The sequence below is a fragment of the Streptomyces aurantiacus JA 4570 genome (assembly GCF_000414115.1).
GTDB lineage: Bacteria > Actinomycetota > Actinomycetes > Streptomycetales > Streptomycetaceae > Streptomyces > Streptomyces aurantiacus_A.
In genome coordinates this window covers 70,748-87,465 of sequence record NZ_AOPZ01000050.1, presented here as the reverse complement: position 1 = coordinate 87,465, position 16,718 = coordinate 70,748, and the positions used below count along the sequence as shown (strand labels likewise).

17 protein-coding genes and 1 pseudogene are annotated in these 16,718 nt (G+C 72.5%); 7 read left to right on the top strand and 11 right to left on the bottom strand.

Annotated features, from left to right (window positions below):
- On the bottom strand, window positions 1–182 hold a 182-nt coding region (locus STRAU_RS42870; RefSeq protein ID WP_203227355.1), incomplete at its 3' end, for a hypothetical protein.
- Window positions 179–1,159 (bottom strand): aldo/keto reductase, encoded by a 981-nt coding sequence (locus tag STRAU_RS06660; protein WP_037657863.1) that lies wholly within the window; start codon window positions 1,157–1,159, stop codon window positions 179–181. The genes STRAU_RS42870 and STRAU_RS06660, both read right to left, overlap by 4 nt.
- Before the next feature lie 208 nt (window positions 1,160–1,367).
- On the opposite strand from STRAU_RS06660, the gene STRAU_RS06655 reads away from it, so the two are divergent.
- Window positions 1,368–2,429 carry an LLM class F420-dependent oxidoreductase gene (locus STRAU_RS06655; protein ID WP_016639487.1) on the top strand — a complete coding sequence of 354 codons (1,062 nt, stop codon included), beginning with the start codon at window positions 1,368–1,370 and terminating at the stop codon, window positions 2,427–2,429.
- A gap of 267 nt (window positions 2,430–2,696) precedes the next feature.
- Window positions 2,697–3,485 (top strand): ferritin-like domain-containing protein, encoded by a 789-nt coding sequence (locus STRAU_RS06650; protein ID WP_037657887.1) that lies wholly within the window; start codon window positions 2,697–2,699, stop codon window positions 3,483–3,485.
- 59 nt (window positions 3,486–3,544) lie between these two features.
- On the opposite strand, the gene corA is transcribed toward STRAU_RS06650, so the two are convergent.
- Window positions 3,545–4,543 (bottom strand): magnesium/cobalt transporter CorA, encoded by a 999-nt coding sequence (gene corA, locus STRAU_RS06645; protein ID WP_016639485.1) that lies wholly within the window; start codon window positions 4,541–4,543, stop codon window positions 3,545–3,547.
- A gap of 62 nt (window positions 4,544–4,605) precedes the next feature.
- Here corA and STRAU_RS06640 point away from each other — a divergent pair, with 62 nt between their 5' ends.
- The 4 genes and pseudogenes from STRAU_RS06640 to mshC all read left to right on the top strand — a co-directional run bounded on the left by STRAU_RS06640 (window position 4,606) and on the right by mshC (window position 8,089).
- Window positions 4,606–5,292: a histidine phosphatase family protein gene (locus STRAU_RS06640; RefSeq protein WP_016639484.1), complete on the top strand. Its 687-nt coding sequence runs from the start codon at window positions 4,606–4,608 to the stop codon at window positions 5,290–5,292.
- A gap of 65 nt (window positions 5,293–5,357) precedes the next feature.
- A complete protein-coding gene (locus tag STRAU_RS06635; RefSeq protein ID WP_037657860.1) occupies window positions 5,358–5,948 on the top strand; it encodes a DUF3090 domain-containing protein in 591 nt (196 codons plus the stop codon).
- Window positions 5,912–6,763, top strand: a complete 852-nt coding sequence (locus STRAU_RS06630; RefSeq protein WP_037657858.1) for an SCO1664 family protein — start codon at window positions 5,912–5,914, stop codon at window positions 6,761–6,763. The genes STRAU_RS06635 and STRAU_RS06630 overlap by 37 nt, the downstream gene beginning before the upstream one ends.
- A 112-nt stretch (window positions 6,764–6,875) precedes the next feature.
- Window positions 6,876–8,089 (top strand): annotated as a pseudogene (gene mshC / locus STRAU_RS06625) (cysteine--1-D-myo-inosityl 2-amino-2-deoxy-alpha-D-glucopyranoside ligase).
- An 86-nt stretch (window positions 8,090–8,175) separates the two neighbouring features.
- Here the strand turns inward: mshC and STRAU_RS43465 are convergent.
- Window positions 8,176–8,556 (bottom strand): hypothetical protein, encoded by a 381-nt coding sequence (locus STRAU_RS43465; protein WP_259299836.1) that lies wholly within the window; start codon window positions 8,554–8,556, stop codon window positions 8,176–8,178.
- On the opposite strand from STRAU_RS43465, the gene STRAU_RS43460 reads away from it, so the two are divergent.
- Window positions 8,515–8,925, top strand: a complete 411-nt coding sequence (locus STRAU_RS43460) for a hypothetical protein (protein ID WP_016639480.1) — start codon at window positions 8,515–8,517, stop codon at window positions 8,923–8,925. The genes STRAU_RS43465 and STRAU_RS43460 overlap by 42 nt on opposite strands.
- Before the next feature lie 35 nt (window positions 8,926–8,960).
- Here the strand turns inward: STRAU_RS43460 and STRAU_RS06615 are convergent, their stop codons facing one another.
- From STRAU_RS06615 to STRAU_RS06585, 7 genes are all read right to left on the bottom strand, one after another.
- Window positions 8,961–10,715 (bottom strand): S8 family peptidase, encoded by a 1,755-nt coding sequence (locus STRAU_RS06615; RefSeq protein WP_016639478.1) that lies wholly within the window; start codon window positions 10,713–10,715, stop codon window positions 8,961–8,963.
- Between the two features lie 315 nt (window positions 10,716–11,030).
- Entirely contained in the window at window positions 11,031–12,155 is a 1,125-nt protein-coding gene (locus STRAU_RS06610; RefSeq protein WP_016639477.1) for a PAC2 family protein, read from the bottom strand.
- A 130-nt stretch (window positions 12,156–12,285) separates the two neighbouring features.
- Complete coding sequence (locus STRAU_RS06605) at window positions 12,286–12,957, bottom strand: FadR/GntR family transcriptional regulator (protein ID WP_016639476.1); 672 nt, start codon at window positions 12,955–12,957, stop codon at window positions 12,286–12,288.
- Window positions 12,958–13,103: 146 nt separating this feature from the next.
- The gene (locus STRAU_RS06600) at window positions 13,104–13,856 is read right to left on the bottom strand and encodes a ferredoxin reductase (protein WP_016639475.1); all 753 of its coding nucleotides are present in this window, start codon (window positions 13,854–13,856) and stop codon (window positions 13,104–13,106) included.
- A 10-nt stretch (window positions 13,857–13,866) separates the two neighbouring features.
- Window positions 13,867–14,484, bottom strand: coding sequence for a sulfite oxidase-like oxidoreductase (locus tag STRAU_RS06595; protein ID WP_016639474.1), 618 nt, complete (start codon window positions 14,482–14,484; stop codon window positions 13,867–13,869).
- Window positions 14,481–15,836, bottom strand: coding sequence for an amidohydrolase (locus STRAU_RS06590; protein ID WP_016639472.1), 1,356 nt, complete (start codon window positions 15,834–15,836; stop codon window positions 14,481–14,483). The genes STRAU_RS06595 and STRAU_RS06590 overlap by 4 nt, the downstream gene beginning before the upstream one ends.
- Window positions 15,837–15,896: 60 nt before the next feature.
- Complete coding sequence (locus tag STRAU_RS06585; protein WP_016639471.1) at window positions 15,897–16,685, bottom strand: phosphorylase family protein; 789 nt, start codon at window positions 16,683–16,685, stop codon at window positions 15,897–15,899.
- Between the last annotated feature and the right edge of the window lie 33 nt (window positions 16,686–16,718).

Here is a 16,718-nt window from a genome sequence, read left to right as displayed (position 1 = left end):
TCGCCCCCGGCGCCCCCATCCGAGCCACCCCCGGCTCCGGCCTCCGGCGCGGCCCCGTCGGCCCGTTCGGCCCCGTCGGCCGGCGCACCCGCGGCTCCCGGTGCGTCATCGGCGTCGGGGCCCGCCCCGGCCTCCGGGGCCTCGGGCTCGGCGACCTCCGCGGCAGCGGACTCCGTACTCACAGCGTGCTCCAGTCCTGGTCTGGGTAGCGGTGCACGGGCGCCGACACATCGTCGAGCGCCTGGCAGATCTCGTCAGGAAGACTAAGGGTCTCCACTGACAACGCGGCCGTGAGCTGCTGCGCGTTGCGCGCGCCGATGATCGGGGCCGTCACTCCGGGGCGGTCGCGCACCCAGGCGAGCGCCACCTGGAGGGGGGTGACCGCGAGCCCGTCCGCCGCTATCGCGACGGCGTCCACGACCCGGCTCGCCGCGTCGTCGAGGTACGGCGCGACGAAGGGGGCGAACTGCTCGGAGGCGCCGCGGGAGTCGGCCGGGGTCGCGTTGCGGTACTTGCCGGTGAGGACGCCGCGGCCGAGGGGTGAGGACGGCAGCAGGCCCACGCCCAGATCGACGGCGGCGGGCAGCACTTCGCGCTCGACGCCGCGCTGGAGCAGGGAGTACTCCATCTGTGTGCCGGCGACGCGGGTGCGGGTGCCGGCCGCGGCGAGCTGCCAGGTCGCGGCCTTGGCGAGCTGCCAGCCGCTGAAGTTGGAGACGCCCGCATAGCGCGCGCGGCCGCTGCTGACCGCGATGTCCAGGGCCTGGAGGGTCTCCTCCAGGGGCGTCTCGGGGTCGAAGGCGTGGATCTGCCACAGGTCCACGTGGTCCGTGCCGAGGCGGGCCAGGGAGGCGTCGAGGGCGGACAGGAGATGGCCGCGCGAGCCGTCGAAGCGGCGGTCGGGGTCGGGCACGCTGCCGGCCTTCGTCGCGATGACCAGATCGCGACGGGGCACGAGGCGTTCGACGAGTCGGCCGAGGAGATATTCGGCCTCCCCGTCGCCGTACACATCGGCCGTGTCCACGAGGGTGCCGCCCGCCTCCCAGAAGACCTTCAACAGGTCGGCGGCGTCGTTCTCGTCCATGTGTCCCCATGTGAGGGTGCCGAGTCCGATCCGGGACACACGCAGACCTGTTCGGCCGAGATGCCTCTGCTCCATGGCGGCGAGATTACTGGCCATGCCTGAGCGCCGGGCACGCGTGTGGACAAAGCCGGGCCTGTGGACAACTCACTGACCCGTACGGGGAATCGACACCCGCCCCGCGCACGGGGTACAGCCCGTCCGGACGGCCGCCCCTGACGGATCGCGCACCCGCGCGCTACAGTCCCGGCACAGGCACGTTACTCATGGGTAAGGGGATTCGGCCATGCAGCTCGGGATCAACCTCGGCTACTGGGGCGCCGGGATGGACGCGGACAATCTCGCCGTCGCGAAGGAGGCCGACAAGCTGGGCTACGCGGTCTGCTGGGCGGCCGAGGCGTATGGCTCGGACGCGGCCACGGTGCTCGCGTGGGTGGCGTCCCAGACCGAGCGGATCGACGTCGGTTCGGCGATCTTCCAGATCCCCGCGCGCCAGCCCGCGATGACCGCGATGACGGCGGCCACCCTCGACTCGCTGTCCGGCGGGCGGTTCCGGCTCGGGCTCGGCGTCTCCGGGCCGCAGGTCTCCGAGGGCTGGTACGGCGTCAAGTTCGACAAGCCGCTCGCGCGCACCCGGGAGTACGTCGAGATCGTACGCAAGGCCATGAGCCGTGAGCGCCTGAGCTACGAGGGCGAGCACTGGACGCTGCCGCTGCCGGGCGGTCCGGGCAAGCCGATCAAGCTGACCGTGCACCCGCAGCGCGAGCACATCCCGGTGTACGTCGCCGCGATCGGGCCGAAGAACCTGGAGCAGACCGGCGAGATCGCCGACGGCGCACTGCTGATCTTCCCCGCCGCCGAGCACCTGGAGGAGACCGCGCTGAGGCATCTGCGCGCCGGGCGCGAGAAGGCCGGGAAGACCATGGAGGGCTTCGACGTCGTGCCGACGCTGCCGCTCGCCCTCGGCAAGGACGGGGCCGGCGACATCGACGCGCTCGCCGACATGTTCCGGCCGTACACGGCGCTGTACGTCGGCGGCATGGGCAGCCGGAAGCAGAACTTCTACAACCAGCTCGCGCGGCGCATGGGGTACGAGAAGGAGGCCGCCGAGATCCAGGACAAGTACCTGTCCGGCGACAAGGACGGCGCGGCCGCCGCCGTCCCGCGCTCCCTGATCGACTCCACGACCCTGCTCGGCTCGGTGGACCGCATCGCGGACCGGATGCGGGCCTATGCGGAGGCCGGTGTCACCACGCTCACGCTGGCGCCCGCGGGCTTCACGCTGGAGGAGCGGCTCGCCTCGCTGCGGGCGGGCACCGAGGCCCTGGAGCGCGCCGGTCTCGGCTGAGGCGGGGGGGAAGGGGTTTCCGCGGCCGTGGTGGGGGCTCGGGGGTCTTCCCCGCCACGGCCGTCACGGAGCACAACGCCCCGAGGACCCCTCCGGTTACGGCCGCCCGGGCGCCGTGGCCGGGCCCCGCGCACGGCCCCGTTCGGCCCTCCGGATCCTCCGTTCGGCTGAGCTGTCGCATACACCTGTTGCCTGATGTCGCGCCGCCCATTTGACTCGTTCTTTGCGGAAGTCTGTGTGGTCAGTGACGGCATGGAGGTGCCTGCGATGCTTTCGGCCAGGAGTCTCTTCCAGGAGATCCTCGACAACGACGAGTCGTTCCGGCTGTTCTGCTCCATCGCGGCGAGCGGGGAGTCCCAGGGCGGCTGGGAGAACGGGCGCATCGCCGCGCTCGTCCCCGACAGCCGGCGCGAGCTGGCGCCCAAGATCACCCGACACGGCGCCGACGAGGACAAGCACGGGCGGATCTTCCACGCGCTCCTGAAGAAGCGCGGTCTGGAGCCGGTCGAAGTGCCGCACGAGACCGACTACACGATGCTGCTCGAGAAGCACGGCATCGGCCTCGCGCACGACAAGCTCCGCGCCGACGAGCCGCTCACCGAGCAGGACATCATCACGTACCTGTCGCACAGCCGCGTCACCGAACAGCGCGCCGCCGACCAGATGGTCATGCTGCGCAAGTACTTCGGGGACCACCCCGAGGTCGGCAGGGCCGTGAAGATGATCTCGAACGACGAGGACAACCACCTGGCGTACTGCCACGAGGAGCTGCTGCGCACCGCGCGCGCCGGGCACGGCCGCACCATCCAGCGCACCCTGCGGGACTGCGCGCTCGTCGAGATCGGCGTCTACCGCGACGTCAGCCTCGCCGTCATGGAGCACATGGGCCGCATCCTGCGCTGGTCCCCGACCAAGTCCAAGGCGCTCGCGGCGGGCATCCACGCGATGCACGCGTACGAACGCGCCGGCGGCTGGCGGCGGATGGTGTCCCTGAAGATGCCCGAGCGGCGCGACGCCCTCGGCGGACCGGCCACGTCCGCCCCCGAGTTCGCCTGAGAAAGTCCGTACCGGCCCGGCCGACGACGCGCGTGCGGAGACACGGGCCGCGCGGGGGCCTACATCCACCCCCGGCGCTTGAACAGCCGGAACAGGCCGATCTCCAGGGCGACCATCAGCAGGATCACCGCCGGATACGTCCACTCCCAGTGCAGCTCCGGCATGTGATCGAAGTTCATGCCGTAGATGCCCGCGATCATCGTGGGCACCGCGGCCATGGCCGCCCACGCGGAGATCTTCCTCATGTCGTCGTTCTGCCGCACGCTCATCTGCGCCAGATGCGCCGACAGGATGTCCGTGACCAGGCGGTCCAGTCCCTCCACGGACTCGTTCACGCGCGTGAGGTGGTCGCTGACGTCCCGCAGATAGGGCTGCGCCGACTCGTTCACGAACGGCACGCCGCGGCCGAAGGGGCCCACGCCCGCGAGCCGCGCGACGGGCATCGCCAGCGGCCCGGAGGCGCGCCGGAACTCCAGGATCTGGCGCTTGAACCGGTAGATGCGCGAGGCGGTGTTGCGCGCGCCGCCGCCACCCGGCGAGAACACCTCCGCCTCCAGGACCTCCAGGTCCGTCTGCAGCTCGGCCGCGACCTCCAGGTAGTGGTCGACCACCGCGTCGGCGATGGAGTAGAGCACCGCCGTCGGCCCGTGTTCGAGCACGTCGGGCTCCGCCTCCAGACGGTGGCGTACGGCGCTGAGCGGCGCGCCCTCGCCGTGGCGGACGGTCACCACGAAGGAGTCGCCCATGAAGATCATGAGTTCGCCGGACGTGACGGAGTCGCTGTCCGGCTCGTACACCACCGGCTTCAGGACCACGAAGAGCGAGTCGTCGAAGACCTCCAGCTTGGGCCGCTGATGGGCCTTCAAGGCATCCTCGACGGCCAGCGGATGCAGCGAGAACTCCTCGGTGACCAGGTCGAACTCGTCCTCCGTCGGCTCGTACAGACCGATCCAGACGAACGCGTCACCGATCGCGCGCGCCTCGTCGAGGGCGTCGGAGAAGTCCGCGGGCCCCTCGGTGCGGCGCCCGTGCCGGTAGATGGCGCAGTCCACGATCACCTAGCGCATTCTTCCGAAGCTTCCCTGCGGACGCACCCCCTCGGCGTCCTAGGCTGGCCCGCATGCCCACGCTGATCCTTGTGCGTCACGGACGCTCGACCGCCAACACCGCGGGCCTGCTCGCCGGCTGGACGCCGGGTGTCGGCCTCGACGAGCACGGCTCCGAGCAGGCCGCCGCGCTGCCCGGACGGCTCGCCGCGCTGCCCCTCGCCGACATCGTCACCAGCCCCCTCCAGCGCTGCCAGGAGACCCTGGCGCCGCTGCTCGCGGCCCGGCCGGGAGTGCCGGTGCACACCGACGAGCGCATCGGCGAGTGCCACTACGGCGACTGGTCGGGCCGCAAACTCGCCGAGCTCGCGGACGAACCCCTGATGGAGGTCGTCCAGCAGCACCCGTCGGCGGCCGCCTTCCCGGGCGGCGAGTCCCTGCGGTCCATGCAGACGCGGGCCGCGGAGGCGGTACGCGAGTGGAACGCGCGCGTGGAGCGCGATCACGGCCCCGACGCCGTCTACCTGATGTGCTCCCACGGCGACATCATCAAGTCCCTTGTCGCGGACGCCATCGGCCTGCACCTCGACCTCTTCCAGCGCATCTCCGTAGAGCCCTGTTCCGTCACGGCCATCCGCTTCACACGGCTGCGCCCCTACCTCGTACGCCTCGGTGACACCGGCGACTTCGGGTCGCTGGCCCCGCGCGAGGTGCCCGCGGGCGACGATGCTCAGGTGGGGGGCGATACGGGCGCACCGTGATCGTCCCGCAGTAGGGTGCAGTCGTCGCGTGAAGTACATGCAGTCGATTCCAATGGAGACAGGACGTGTCCCGTCAGGTGTTCCTCTATGACCCGCCGGAACGCTTCGTGGCCGGAACAGTCGGGCTCCCCGGACGGCGTACCTTCTTCCTGCAGGCTTCCGCCGGGGTCCGTGTGACCAGCGTCGCCCTGGAGAAGACGCAGGTGGCCGCGCTCGCCGAGCGGATGGAGGAGCTGCTCGACGAGGTCGTGCGGCGCAGCGGCGGCAGCGCGGCCGTGCCCGCCGTCGCCCCCTCCGAGATCACCGACAGCGCGCCGCTCGACGCGCCCGTCGAGGAGGAGTTCCGGGTCGGCACGATGGCGCTCGCGTGGGACGGCGAGGAGGAGCGCATGATCGTCGAGGCGCAGGCCCTCGTCGAGCTGGACGCCGACTCCGAGGAGGACCTCGCGGAGGCCGAGGAAAGGCTCCTGCAGGACGAGGAGAACGGCCCGCCGATGCTGCGCGTGCGGCTGACCGGGGCCCAGGCCAGGGCCTTCGCCAAGCGCGCCCTCGACGTCGTGAACGCGGGCCGGCCGCCGTGCCCGCTGTGCAGCCTGCCGCTCGACCCGGAAGGACACGTATGCCCGCGCCAGAACGGATACCGGCGGGGAGCCTGACCGCCGTGGAACTGCTCACCCGCGGCGAGCTGACCGTGCGCGGGCAGATCCGGGAGGCGTCCAACGCCGTGCTGTACTGCACGGTCGCGTACGAGGAACAGAGCGCCGCCTGCGTCTACAAGCCCGTCGCCGGGGAGCGGCCCCTGTGGGACTTTCCCGACGGCACCCTCGCGCAGCGGGAGGTCGCCGCGTACGAGGTGTCCGAGGCCCTCGGCTGGGGGCTCGTGCCGCCCACCGTGCTGCGGGACGGGCCCTACGGCGAGGGGATGGTCCAGCTGTGGGTCGAGCAGCCGGGGGACGACGCCGCGGAGGGCGCCCCCGAGGACGGCGGGTCGGAGCTGCTGGCCCTCGTCGAGGGGGACGAACCCGGGGACGGCTGGAAGGCCGTCGGGTTCGCCGAGGTGGGGCAGGGGCGGACGGCGCTGCTCGTGCACGCGGACGACGCCCGGCTGCGGCGGCTCGCCGTGCTCGACGCCGTGATCAACAACGCCGACCGCAAGGGCGGGCACCTGGTGTTCGGCGCGGAGGGGCGGCTGTTCGGCATCGACCACGGAGTCACGTTCAACGTCGAGGACAAGCTGCGCACGCTGCTGTGGGGGTGGGCCGGGGAGAAGCTGCCCGAGGAGGCGGTGGAGGCCCTCGGGTCCCTGCGGGAGGGCTTGGCGCTGGGGGAGCCCCTCGCCGGGCGGCTCGGGGAGTTGCTGACCGCCGCGGAGGTCGACGCCGTTCGGGAGCGGGTCGCCGCGCTGCTCGCCGCGGGGCGGCATCCGGGGCCTTCGGGGGAGTGGCCGGCGATTCCGTGGCCGCCGGTCTGAGCTCCGGCCGCACCGGCGGAGGTCACTGCCCCGGTCGTGGGCAGGTCAAACCTGTCGAAGATCTCGCCGCCCTGGGTCGTAACTGGACGGGGCATCCGGTTACGCTCAAGGCATGTATGCCTGGCCCGCTTCTGAGGTTCCCGTCCTGTCCGGCAAGGGCCGCGACCTCCGGATCCACGACACCGCGACCGGTGGACTCGTCACCCTCGACCCCGGTCCCGTCGCCCGTATCTACGTCTGCGGCATCACTCCGTACGACGCGACCCACATGGGTCACGCGGCGACCTACAACGCGTTCGATCTCGTACAGCGCGTGTGGCTCGACACCAAGCGGCAGGTTCACTACGTCCAGAACGTCACCGACGTGGACGATCCCCTCCTGGAGCGCGCCAAGCGCGACGGCAAGGACTGGGTCGAGCTGGCGCAGGGCGAGACCGCGCTGTTCCGCGAGGACATGACCGCGCTGCGGCTGCTGCCGCCGCAGCACTACATCGGCGCCGTCGAGTCGATACCCGGCATCGTTCCGCTCGTCGAGCGGCTGCGGGACCTGGGCGCCGCCTATGAACTCGAGGGCGACGTCTACTTCTCCGTCGAGTCCGACCCGCACTTCGGCGAGGTGTCGGGGCTCGACGCCGAAGCCATGCGGCTGCTGTCCGCCGAGCGCGGCGGCGACCCGGACCGCGCGGGCAAGAAGAACCCGCTCGACCCGATGCTCTGGATGGCGGCCCGCGAGGGTGAGCCGAGCTGGGACGGCGGCTCCCTGGGCCGCGGCCGGCCCGGCTGGCACATCGAGTGCGTGGCCATCGCCCTCGACCACCTCGGCATGGGCTTCGACGTCCAGGGAGGCGGCTCCGACCTGGCCTTCCCGCACCACGAGATGGGCGCGTCGCACGCCCAGGCCCTGACCGGCGAGCACCCCTTCGCCAAGGCGTACGTACACGCGGGCATGGTCGCCCTGGACGGCGCCAAGATGTCCAAGTCCAAGGGAAATCTGGTCTTCGTCTCCAAGCTGCGGCGCGACGGTGTCGACCCGGTCGCCATCCGGCTCGCGCTGCTCGCGCACCACTACCGCGCGGACTGGGAGTGGACCGACCAGGTGCTCCAGGACGCCGTCGAGCGGCTCGCCCGCTGGCGCGCCGCGGTGTCCCGGCCGGACGGGCCGCCCGGGAACTGCGCGGGGCCCTGGCCGACGCCCTGGACGCGCCCGCCGCGCTCGCCGCCGTCGACCGCTGGGCCGCCCGCCAGGCCGCCGAGGGCGGCACGGACGAGGGCGCTCCGGGCGTCGTGTCGCGCGCCGTGGACGCGCTGCTCGGCGTCGCGCTGTAGCCGACGGGCGCTGCGACAGCGGCGCCGGACGGAAGGATTCCGCACGGCGCCGCCGTTCCACGGGGTGTCTCACCCGGCCCCGAGCGTCACCTGGTGATCACGATGGCGAGCAGCAGCCCCGGGTTGTTGGTGTCGTAGTACCCGATCACCGGTTGCCCGTAGGCGAAAGCCTCCTGCACCTGGTCGCGGGTGCGCTCGCTCGGGTTGATGTACACCCGCCAGTCGCCGTCGACGTACAGGTGGAGCAGCGAAGCCTGACCGGGCAGTGGCTGGACGACGTCCCAGAAGCTCTCGGCGACATTCGCGGCGAGCGCGTGCGTCGAGATCTGGGGTGCCTGGGCCTGTGGGACCTGCTGCTGGCCGAGCTGCTGGAGCAGCTGCTGGAACGGGGGCTGCTGGCCGAGCTGCTGCATCTGCTGGCGCAGGTGCTGCGGGATCTGCTGCTGACCGGGGATCTGCTGCTGCATGTGCTGCGGGATCTGCTGCTGGCCCTGGCCTTGCTGGCCCTGCTGCTGACCGAACGGCTGCTGCTGGCCGATCTGACCGGGCTGGCCGTGCTGCTGGCCCATCTGCCCCATCTGACCCATCTGGCCCGGCTGCGGCGGCGCGGTGCTCTGACCCTGCTGCTGGCCGAACTGCTGCGGGCCGAAGGGCTGCTGCCCCTGCTGACCCGGGATCTGCTGCTGGCCGTACTGCTGGCCCTGCTGGCCGAACGGCTGCTGCTGGCCGTACTGCTGCTGCGGGCTGTACTGCTGGCCCTGCTGCTGGCCCAGTTGACTCATTTGCGGGGTGGTGCTCATGCGGGTGCCACCTTCCGTCAATGGTCGGTCCGTTGATGTGGTGCGTGGTGCGTTTCGTCGCGCGCCGTGGTTCAGCCCGTGACGACCAGGCCCACGACCTCGTCGTCCGAGAACCAGACACGCACGTCCGGTGAGCCGCCGGCGAAGGCGGAGTGCACCGCCTGGCGGGTCTCGGGGGATGGGTTGTTCAGGTTCCGCCACTGCCCGGCCACGAAGAGCCGCAGCCGCGGCGGGAGTTCGGGCGGATACGGAATCAGCTCGTCCCAGTAGCGCTCGGCGCGGCCCGAGCCCACCGCCGCCGGAAGCAGCTTGGTGACCGCCGCCTTGATGTCGGGGCGGTGGCCGATCCGCTGGGACGCCGGGCGGCCAGGACCGTCCTGCTGCGGCGACCCCGTGGCCCGCAGCACCGCCCGCGCGCGGGACGACGTCATCGGCTGCTGGCCCGCGGCCTTGAGCATGCCCTGGAGGGCGGCGACGGCCCCGACGACGATGGGGGACGCCGACGAGGTGCCGGAGAACGTGTCCGTGTACCAGGCGATCTCGTCCACGCCGCCCTGCAGGTCGCCCGGCTGGTTCCAGAAGCCGCCGGTCGTCGTGGTCTCGCGGCCCCAGCCCTGCGCGTCCACCCGCGCGCCGTAGTTGGAGAACGCCAGGCGCGAGCGGTCCGGGCCGTGGTCGCGGCCGTGCGTGCCGGGCGGCGGCGCGCCCGCGCCGACCAGGACGGCGTCGGACGACGGGTTGGACGGGTTGAAGGGGTTGCGCCACCAGGACGGGAACTCGTCGGGACGGCGCTCGTACGCCGCGTCGTCCAGGGACTCGGCGCCGTTGCCCGCCGCGCCGACGACGATGATCCCCTTGGCCGTCGCGTACCGGACCGCGGCGAAGTCGTCCGGCCACCACTCCAGGGCGATGTACCCCTTCTGGTCGTCGCGCTCCTCGAACTCGAACTTCGGCCCCGGGCGGTGCAGTTCGATGAGGATGATGTCGCCCGGCGCGAGCCGGTCCGCCGCGGCCTGGATCGTCGCGGCCGTGCCGGCGGGCATGAAGGACGCGGCCGCGGTCACGGCGTCCGGCACGATGCCGGTGATCCCCGGGTGGGCGCGGTCGGCGCCGATGACGCCGATCACCGCGGTGCCGTGGTTGCGCCACGCCAGGTCCTGGATGGGGGTGCCGATGACCACGCCCGCGAGCTTCGCCGACAGGTCCTCGTGGCTGAGCTGCCAGGCACCCTCGACGTCGATGACGGTCACGCCGTCGCCGCCCCCGCCGAGCCGCTGCCAGGCCCAGTACGCGTCGACGCCCTCGGGGGCCGGGCCCAAGTAGCCCTGGCGGCCGCTGAAGTCGGGGGTCGCGGGCATGCCCTCCTTGCGGCGGCGGGCCTCGTCCGGCTCGCCCGCGCCGCCCTGCTGCCCGGCCGGGCCGAGCGTGGCGGGCACGGCGCCCGGCTTGACGTACGCCGTGTCGACGCCGGGCAGCGCCGCCATCCGCGCGCGCAGTTCCTCGGCGCGGTCCTGGCCGCCGCGCACCCGGTAGAAGAGCGTCAGGTCCGGTACGTCGTCCGTCGTCTCCGGCGCCGCGGCCCGGAGCCGGTCCTCGCTGCCGAACAGCGGCTCCAGGGCGAGCTGTTCATCGCTGAGGAACATGTTCAGGGCCGACACGTCGGCTCCCGAGGCCGAGCGGACGCCCTGCTCCTGGGCGCGCAGCCGGGCCTCCGGCCGGGCGACGACGATCAGTTCCTGTTCGGCGGCCCGGTAGGTGAACCCCGCCCCGTCGGGTCCGGGGCCGCTGCCTCCGGGGTCGCTGCCCCGCTGCACCTGGTCGGTCATCGCTCCACCGCTCCCTTCCATTCCTGACGATTCCCTGAGCCCCGCGCCTCGCCTGCCTTCCGGTCGCTGCACACCCTGCTACCGCCGGGCCCGGCCGTCCAGACCCCTTTCGCCCAACTGAGTTTGAAAAGAAGTTGAGTTGGGAACCGTGTGCAATTCACCAAGAAGTCCATGTCACGCCTCATACGAGCCAAATGCGTACGAGGTGTATGAGTTGTACGAGGTGTACGTGGCGGCAGTGGCCTCTTGAGCCCTGGGCAACGAGAAGGGGCGGCACCTTCGCGGTGCCGCCCCTTCTCGTCGTGCAGGTTTCGCTCAGTCCTCGGAGGAATCCCCCGGCCCGGAATCGTCGCCCTTGGCGTCGCCCGACCCGTCGTCCCCGGCCGGGCCGGATTCCGGGCCCGACCCGGAGTCACCAGCGCCCTGGCCGCCCTCGTGGTCCTTGGCGTCCTTGGTGTCGTCCTCCGGACGCGGCTGGGGCTGCGGCTTCGGCGGCCGGGTGCGCTCGCTCGGCGTATCGCGCAGATACGCCGCCCCGTCGCCGCCGTCCGTGGCGTGCCCGCCCATCTGCCCCGTCCCGGCGACAGGACCGGGCCCGCCGCCGTCGCGCCGCCGCAGGTACCTCTCGAACTCGCGCGCGATGGCCTCGCCCGACGCCTCGGGGAGCTCCGCGGTGTCCCGCGCCTCCTCCAGGGACTGGACGTACTCCGCGACCTCGCTGTCCTCGGCGGCGAGCTGGTCGACGCCGAGCTGCCAGGCGCGCGCGTCCTCGGCCAGTTCGCCCTGCGGGATCCTGAGGTCGATCAGGTCCTCCAGGCGGTTGAGGAGCGCGAGCGTCGCCTTCGGGTTCGGCGGCTGCGAGACGTAGTGCGGCACGGCGGCCCACAGGCTGACCGCCGGGACGCCCGCGTGCGTGCACGCCTCCTGGAGGATGCCGACGATGCCCGTGGGGCCCTCGTACTTGGTCTCCTCCAGATCCATGGTGCGCGCCAGATCGGGATCCGAGGTGACGCCGCTGACCGGGACCGGACGGGTGTGCGGGGTGTCGCCGAGCAGCGCCCCCATGATCACGACCAGCTCCACGCCCAGCTCGTGGGCGAAGCCGAGCAGCTCGTTGCAGAACGAACGCCAGCGCATGGACGGCTCTATGCCCCGCACCAGGACGAGATCGCGCGGCTTGTCGCCGCCGACGCGGACCACCGAGAGCCGGGTCGTCGGCCAGGTGATCTTGCGGACTCCGCCGTCCAGCCACACCGTGGGCCGGTTGACCTGGAAGTCGTAGTAGTCCTCGGCGTCCAGCGCCGCGAAGACCTCGCCCTTCCACTCCTTGTCGAGATGCGCGACCGCGGTGGAGGCGGCGTCGCCGGCGTCGTTCCAGCCCTCGAACGCGGCCACCATGACCGGGTCGATCAGCTCGGGTACCCCCTCGAGCTCGATCACCCGGGGCCTCCTTCCGACGTTCTCCTCTAAGTACGCCCCAACCTTACGGCGTCCCGCGGGGCCCTCCGCAGCCCCCCGGCGGCGCCGAGTGCCGGATCACTGCCCAGGTCAACTGCCCGTCACGCATGGTTCACAGGGTGGAGCGCAGCCACTGCTCCACGCTCGCGATGTGCACGGTCGCCCAGGACCGCGCCGCCTCCGCGTCCCGGTCGCGCAGCGCCGCCAGGATCGCCCGGTGCTCGTGCAGGGTGCGGCTGACGGCGTCCTCCTGGGTCAGGCCGCGCCAGATGCGGGCGCGCGTGGTCGGTCCGGACAGGCCGTCGAGCAGTGAGCAGAGCACCGAGTTCCCGGACGACTGCACGATCCCGCGGTGGAACTCCAGGTCGCAGGCCACCAGCTCCTCCACGCTCGGCGCGGCGCCGAGTGCGTCCAACTGCTCGGTGAGCGTGTCCAGTTCGGCCTCGGTGATGCGGGTGCTCGCCATCGCCGTGGCGGCGGGCTCCAGGATCCGGCGCACCGCGAGGAACTCCAGGACGGTGTCGTCGCGGTGGAAGTCGACGACGAAGCTCAGCGCCTCCAGCAGGAGCTGGGGGTCCAGACTCGTGACGTACGTCCCGTCGCCCTGCCGCACGTCCAGGATGCGGATCAGCGAAAGGGCCCGCACCGCCTCGCGCAGCGAGTTGCGGGAGAGCCCCAGCTCGGCGGCCAGCTCGCTCTCTTTGGGCAGCCGGTCGCCGGGGCGCAGCGCGCCGGAGACGATCATGCCCTTGATCTTTTCGATGGCCTCGTCCGTGACAGCCATGGGGACCTCGCCTCAGTGTGCGGGCCGGTACGGACCGGCGGAATGGCGGAACAGACGTCGGACAGTGACGTCGGACAGAGACATCGGAATAGACATCCGATGTATCGGCTCATTATGTCCCCTGGGGCCGCCCGTGAGCAGGGGGTTCAGCCGAAGCGCTCGATCCTGATCCGGTCCACCGGCTGCCCGCCGTCCACCAGGAGCCGCGAGGCGTGCTCCGCGAAGCCGTTGGAGCCGCAGATGTACGCCTCCCAGCCGCCGTCGGGCTGACCGTCGCCCAGACTCGGCGCCAAGTGCCCCGCGTTCAGGCGGCCTTCGGCGCGGGTGAGGACGGCCGTGGTCTCGTCGCCGTACTCGTCCGCGTAGATCAGGTCCTCCCGGGTGCGGGCGGAGACGATCAGGCGCAGCGGCACCGTCAGGCCCGCGCGGCGGTGGTGACGGATCATCGACATCAGCGGTACGACGCCGGAGCCCGCGCCGAGCAGCAGCGCGGGCCGGTCGCCGGGCCAGGCGAAGAAACCGGACAGCGGGCCGCGCACCTCCACGGTGTCGCCCACCCGGGCCACCGTGTGCAGATGCCCGGACACCTCGCCGCCCGGCGCGTGGTCGAGGGTCAGCTCGATCTCGCCGCTGTCGTCGGGTGCCGACGCCAGCGAGTAGTGGCGCTGGGCGACATAGCCGTCCGGCGCCGTGAGCCGCAGCATCAGGTGCTGGCCCGGCAGATGGCCCTGCCAGTCGGGCACCTTGAGCCGGAACGTCGACGCGGCGGGCGTCTCGCGGCGGATCTCCGTGATCAGGGCGGGCTGCCACACGGAGGCGGAGCGGTTGCTCACGGCGATGCGGCCGGGCACGGCGAAGGCGGTCGGCGGCACGAAGGACCTCTGCGCGGTCTCGGTCATCTCTGTGGTCTCAGTCACCGGCGTACCGCTCCTCGCGCCACGGGTCGCCCCGGTGGTGGTAGCCGTTCTGCTCCCAGAAACCCGGCTCGTCGTGGTCGAGGAGCCTGAGGCCCGCGATCCACTTGGCGCTCTTCCAGAAGTACAGGTGCGGGACGATCAGCCGGGCCGGGCCGCCGTGCTCGGGCGGCAGCGGCGCGCCGTCGTACTCCCAGGCGATCCAGGCCCGGCTGCCGGTCACGTCGGCCAGCGGCAGGTTCGAGGTGTAGCCGGTGTGGGAGTACGCGACGACGTGCGTGGCCGCGTCCGCCGGCCCGGCGGCGGCGAGGAACGCGTCCAGGCTCACACCGCCGAAGCGCACCCCGAACTTGGACCAGCTCGTCACGCAGTGGATGTCGCCCCGGTACTCGGACGCGGGCAGGGCGTGCGCCTCGTCCCAGGTCCAGGTGCGCGGGCGCGCGACGAGCCCGTCGACGCGGAAGGTCCAGTCGGCGGCGGCGAGGCGCGGCGTCACCTCGGCGGACAGGACGGGCCAGCCGTCGCGGGCGTCGTACTGCCCCGGGGGCAGGCGCGGATCGCGGTCGGCGGCGCGGGCGCGGCCGGTGAAGCCGCGGGTGGGTTCGGAGATCATGTGCTGACGTTTCGGGTCAGGTTCTCGGTGGTGGTACGAGGGAGGGGGAGCGGAGCGGACACCACGTCGCGCAGGCCGCGCACGGCCGCGCGCTCGTCGACGGTGAGCAGGGCCCGCTCGCGCATCAGGACACGGCCGTCCACGACGGTGTCGCGCACGTCGGCGGCCCCGGCGGCGTACGCGAGCGTCGAGTACGGATCGTGCCGGGGCGCCAGATGCGGGCCGTCCAGGTCGACGACGACCAGGTCGGCACGCTTGCCCGGCTCCAGGGAACCGAGCTGCTCGCCGAGCCCGAGGGCCCGCGCGGAGTCGATGGTCGCCATCCGTACGGCCTGTTCGGCACCCACCGCCGTCGGGTCGCCGCCCGCCTTGTGCACGAGCGCGGCCATCCGCACCGCGCCGAACAGGTCGAGCGTGTTGGAGCTCACCGCGCCGTCCGTGCCCAGGCCCACGGTGACGCCCGCCGCGGTCAGGTCCGGCACCCGCGCTATCCCGCAGCCCAGCTTCAGGTTGGACACCGGGCAGTGCGCGACGGCCGTCCCCGTGCGGGCGAGCGCCGCGATCTCCGTGTCGGTCAGGTCGACGGCGTGCGCGAGCAGCGTGTCCGGGCCGAGCACGCCGAGCGAGTCCAGAAGCTCCACGGGTCGCATGCCGTGCAGTTCGGTGACGGTGGCCACCTCGGTGCTGTTCTCCGCGGCGTGCAGGTGCAGCAGGGCGCCGTGCGCGCGGGCCAGCGCGGCGATCGCGGTGAGCTGCTCGGGCGCCAGGGTGTACGCGGAGTGGGCGAACACCACGGGCCGGGTGCCCGGCGCCGGGGTGCGGGCGGTCAGGTGGGTTTCCGCCCAGCCGAGCCGGTCCGCGTACGGACGGCCGTCCGGCGGCCCCGGCACGTCCATGAACGTCGGCCCGCTCAGCAGCCGCCATCCGGCCTCGCGCGCCACCTCCTCCGCCGCCTCGTGGAACCAGTACATGTCGAGTGCGGCCGTCACCCCGCCGCGTACCGACTCCGCGATCGCCGCCCGGATGCCCGCCGCGACCGTCTCCGGCGACAGCAGCTCGGCCTCGCGCGGGATGACGCGCTCCAGGAAGCCCTGGAGGGTCAGGTCGTCGGCGGCGCCGCGCAGCAGCGTCATCGCCAGGTGCGTATGCGTGTTGATGAGGCCCGGCAGGACCAGACAGCCGCGCGCGTCGATCTCCTCGGCCGCCGTGTACGCGGCACGCAGCCGCGCGGCGGGGCCGACCTCGACGATCTCACCGGCGCGCACCGCGACCGCGCCGTCGGGGACGACGGTGCCGGACGCGTCGACGGTGAGGACGTCGCCGCCATGGACGAGGAGATCGATGGGAGTCATGCGTTCCGTTCCGTACGAAGGGGCCCGCGCGGGTGCGGGGGCATGTGCAGAGGGGGACGACTACGGCGTTCGCTGCGCGGGCAGCCCGGCGTCCTCGGCGGCCAGCAGGCGCAGTGCGTCCAAGGTTATCCGGGCCCCGCGGGTGACCCCGTCGGCGACCACCGCGCGGTGCGGGTCGTAGCCGCCGGTGGCCTCCTCGTCGACCAGTTCGTCGGCGTTGGCGCCGTCGACGACGAGCGCGCCGCCCGCGAGCAGGCCGCGCGTCGAGGCGAACACGTACAGCGCCGACAGCTCCATCTCGATGGCGGCGATCCCGGCCCGCTCGTAGGCGTCGGCGGGCAGCGGCAGGAAGCCGGGCCGGAAGGCGGCCCGGGTCCACACCACACCGCGGTGGTACGGGGCCTTCGCCGCGCGGGCCGCGCGCTGCAGGGCGAGCACCGCCTCCGGCGCGGCGAACGCCGGATACTCGGCCGGGATCAGCTGCTGGGTCACGCCGTCGTCGCGCACCGCCGCGTCCGCCACGACCAGATCGCCGTCCCCGACGCCGGGCCGGATCGCGCCCGCCGTACCGAGCCGGATGAAGTGTGTCACACCTGCCTCGGCCAGCTCCTGGAAGAGGCAGAGCGCGCCGGGCGCGCCCACGCCGTGCGACGACACGACGACGGGCAGGCCCTGCCAGGTGCCGGTGAAGGTGCGGTACTCGCGGTGGTACGAGACCTCCTTGGCGTCGTCGAGGAGGCCGGCGACGGCGGCGGCGCGCGCGGGGTCGCCGACGACGATCGCGTGGGCGGGGAGGCCGGTACGGGGGATGCCCGAGATCGGCAGGGTCTCTTGGACGGTCGACGTCATCCGGGGCTCCTGGTCGGGGCTTGGCAGGGCGGG

Excerpts from the sequence above, each read along its gene's own strand:
- STRAU_RS06600 (WP_016639475.1), bottom strand. The coding sequence starts at position 13,856 with ATGACCGAGACCGCGCAGAGGTCCTTCGTGCCGCCGACCGCCTTCGCC.
- STRAU_RS06660 (WP_037657863.1), bottom strand. The coding sequence starts at position 1,159 with ATGGAGCAGAGGCATCTCGGCCGAACAGGTCTGCGTGTGTCCCGGATC.
- STRAU_RS06585 (WP_016639471.1), bottom strand. The coding sequence starts at position 16,685 with ATGACGTCGACCGTCCAAGAGACCCTGCCGATCTCGGGCATCCCCCGT.
- STRAU_RS06605 (WP_016639476.1), bottom strand. The coding sequence starts at position 12,957 with ATGGCTGTCACGGACGAGGCCATCGAAAAGATCAAGGGCATGATCGTC.
- STRAU_RS06615 (WP_016639478.1), bottom strand. The coding sequence starts at position 10,715 with ATGACCGACCAGGTGCAGCGGGGCAGCGACCCCGGAGGCAGCGGCCCC.
- STRAU_RS06590 (WP_016639472.1), bottom strand. The coding sequence starts at position 15,836 with ATGACTCCCATCGATCTCCTCGTCCATGGCGGCGACGTCCTCACCGTC.
- STRAU_RS06655 (WP_016639487.1), top strand. The coding sequence starts at position 1,368 with ATGCAGCTCGGGATCAACCTCGGCTACTGGGGCGCCGGGATGGACGCG.
- STRAU_RS06595 (WP_016639474.1), bottom strand. The coding sequence starts at position 14,484 with ATGATCTCCGAACCCACCCGCGGCTTCACCGGCCGCGCCCGCGCCGCC.
- STRAU_RS06640 (WP_016639484.1), top strand. The coding sequence starts at position 4,606 with ATGCCCACGCTGATCCTTGTGCGTCACGGACGCTCGACCGCCAACACC.
- STRAU_RS06650 (WP_037657887.1), top strand. The coding sequence starts at position 2,697 with ATGCTTTCGGCCAGGAGTCTCTTCCAGGAGATCCTCGACAACGACGAG.
- STRAU_RS43465 (WP_259299836.1), bottom strand. The coding sequence starts at position 8,556 with ATGCAGCAGCAGATCCCCGGTCAGCAGCAGATCCCGCAGCACCTGCGC.
- STRAU_RS06630 (WP_037657858.1), top strand. The coding sequence starts at position 5,912 with ATGCCCGCGCCAGAACGGATACCGGCGGGGAGCCTGACCGCCGTGGAA.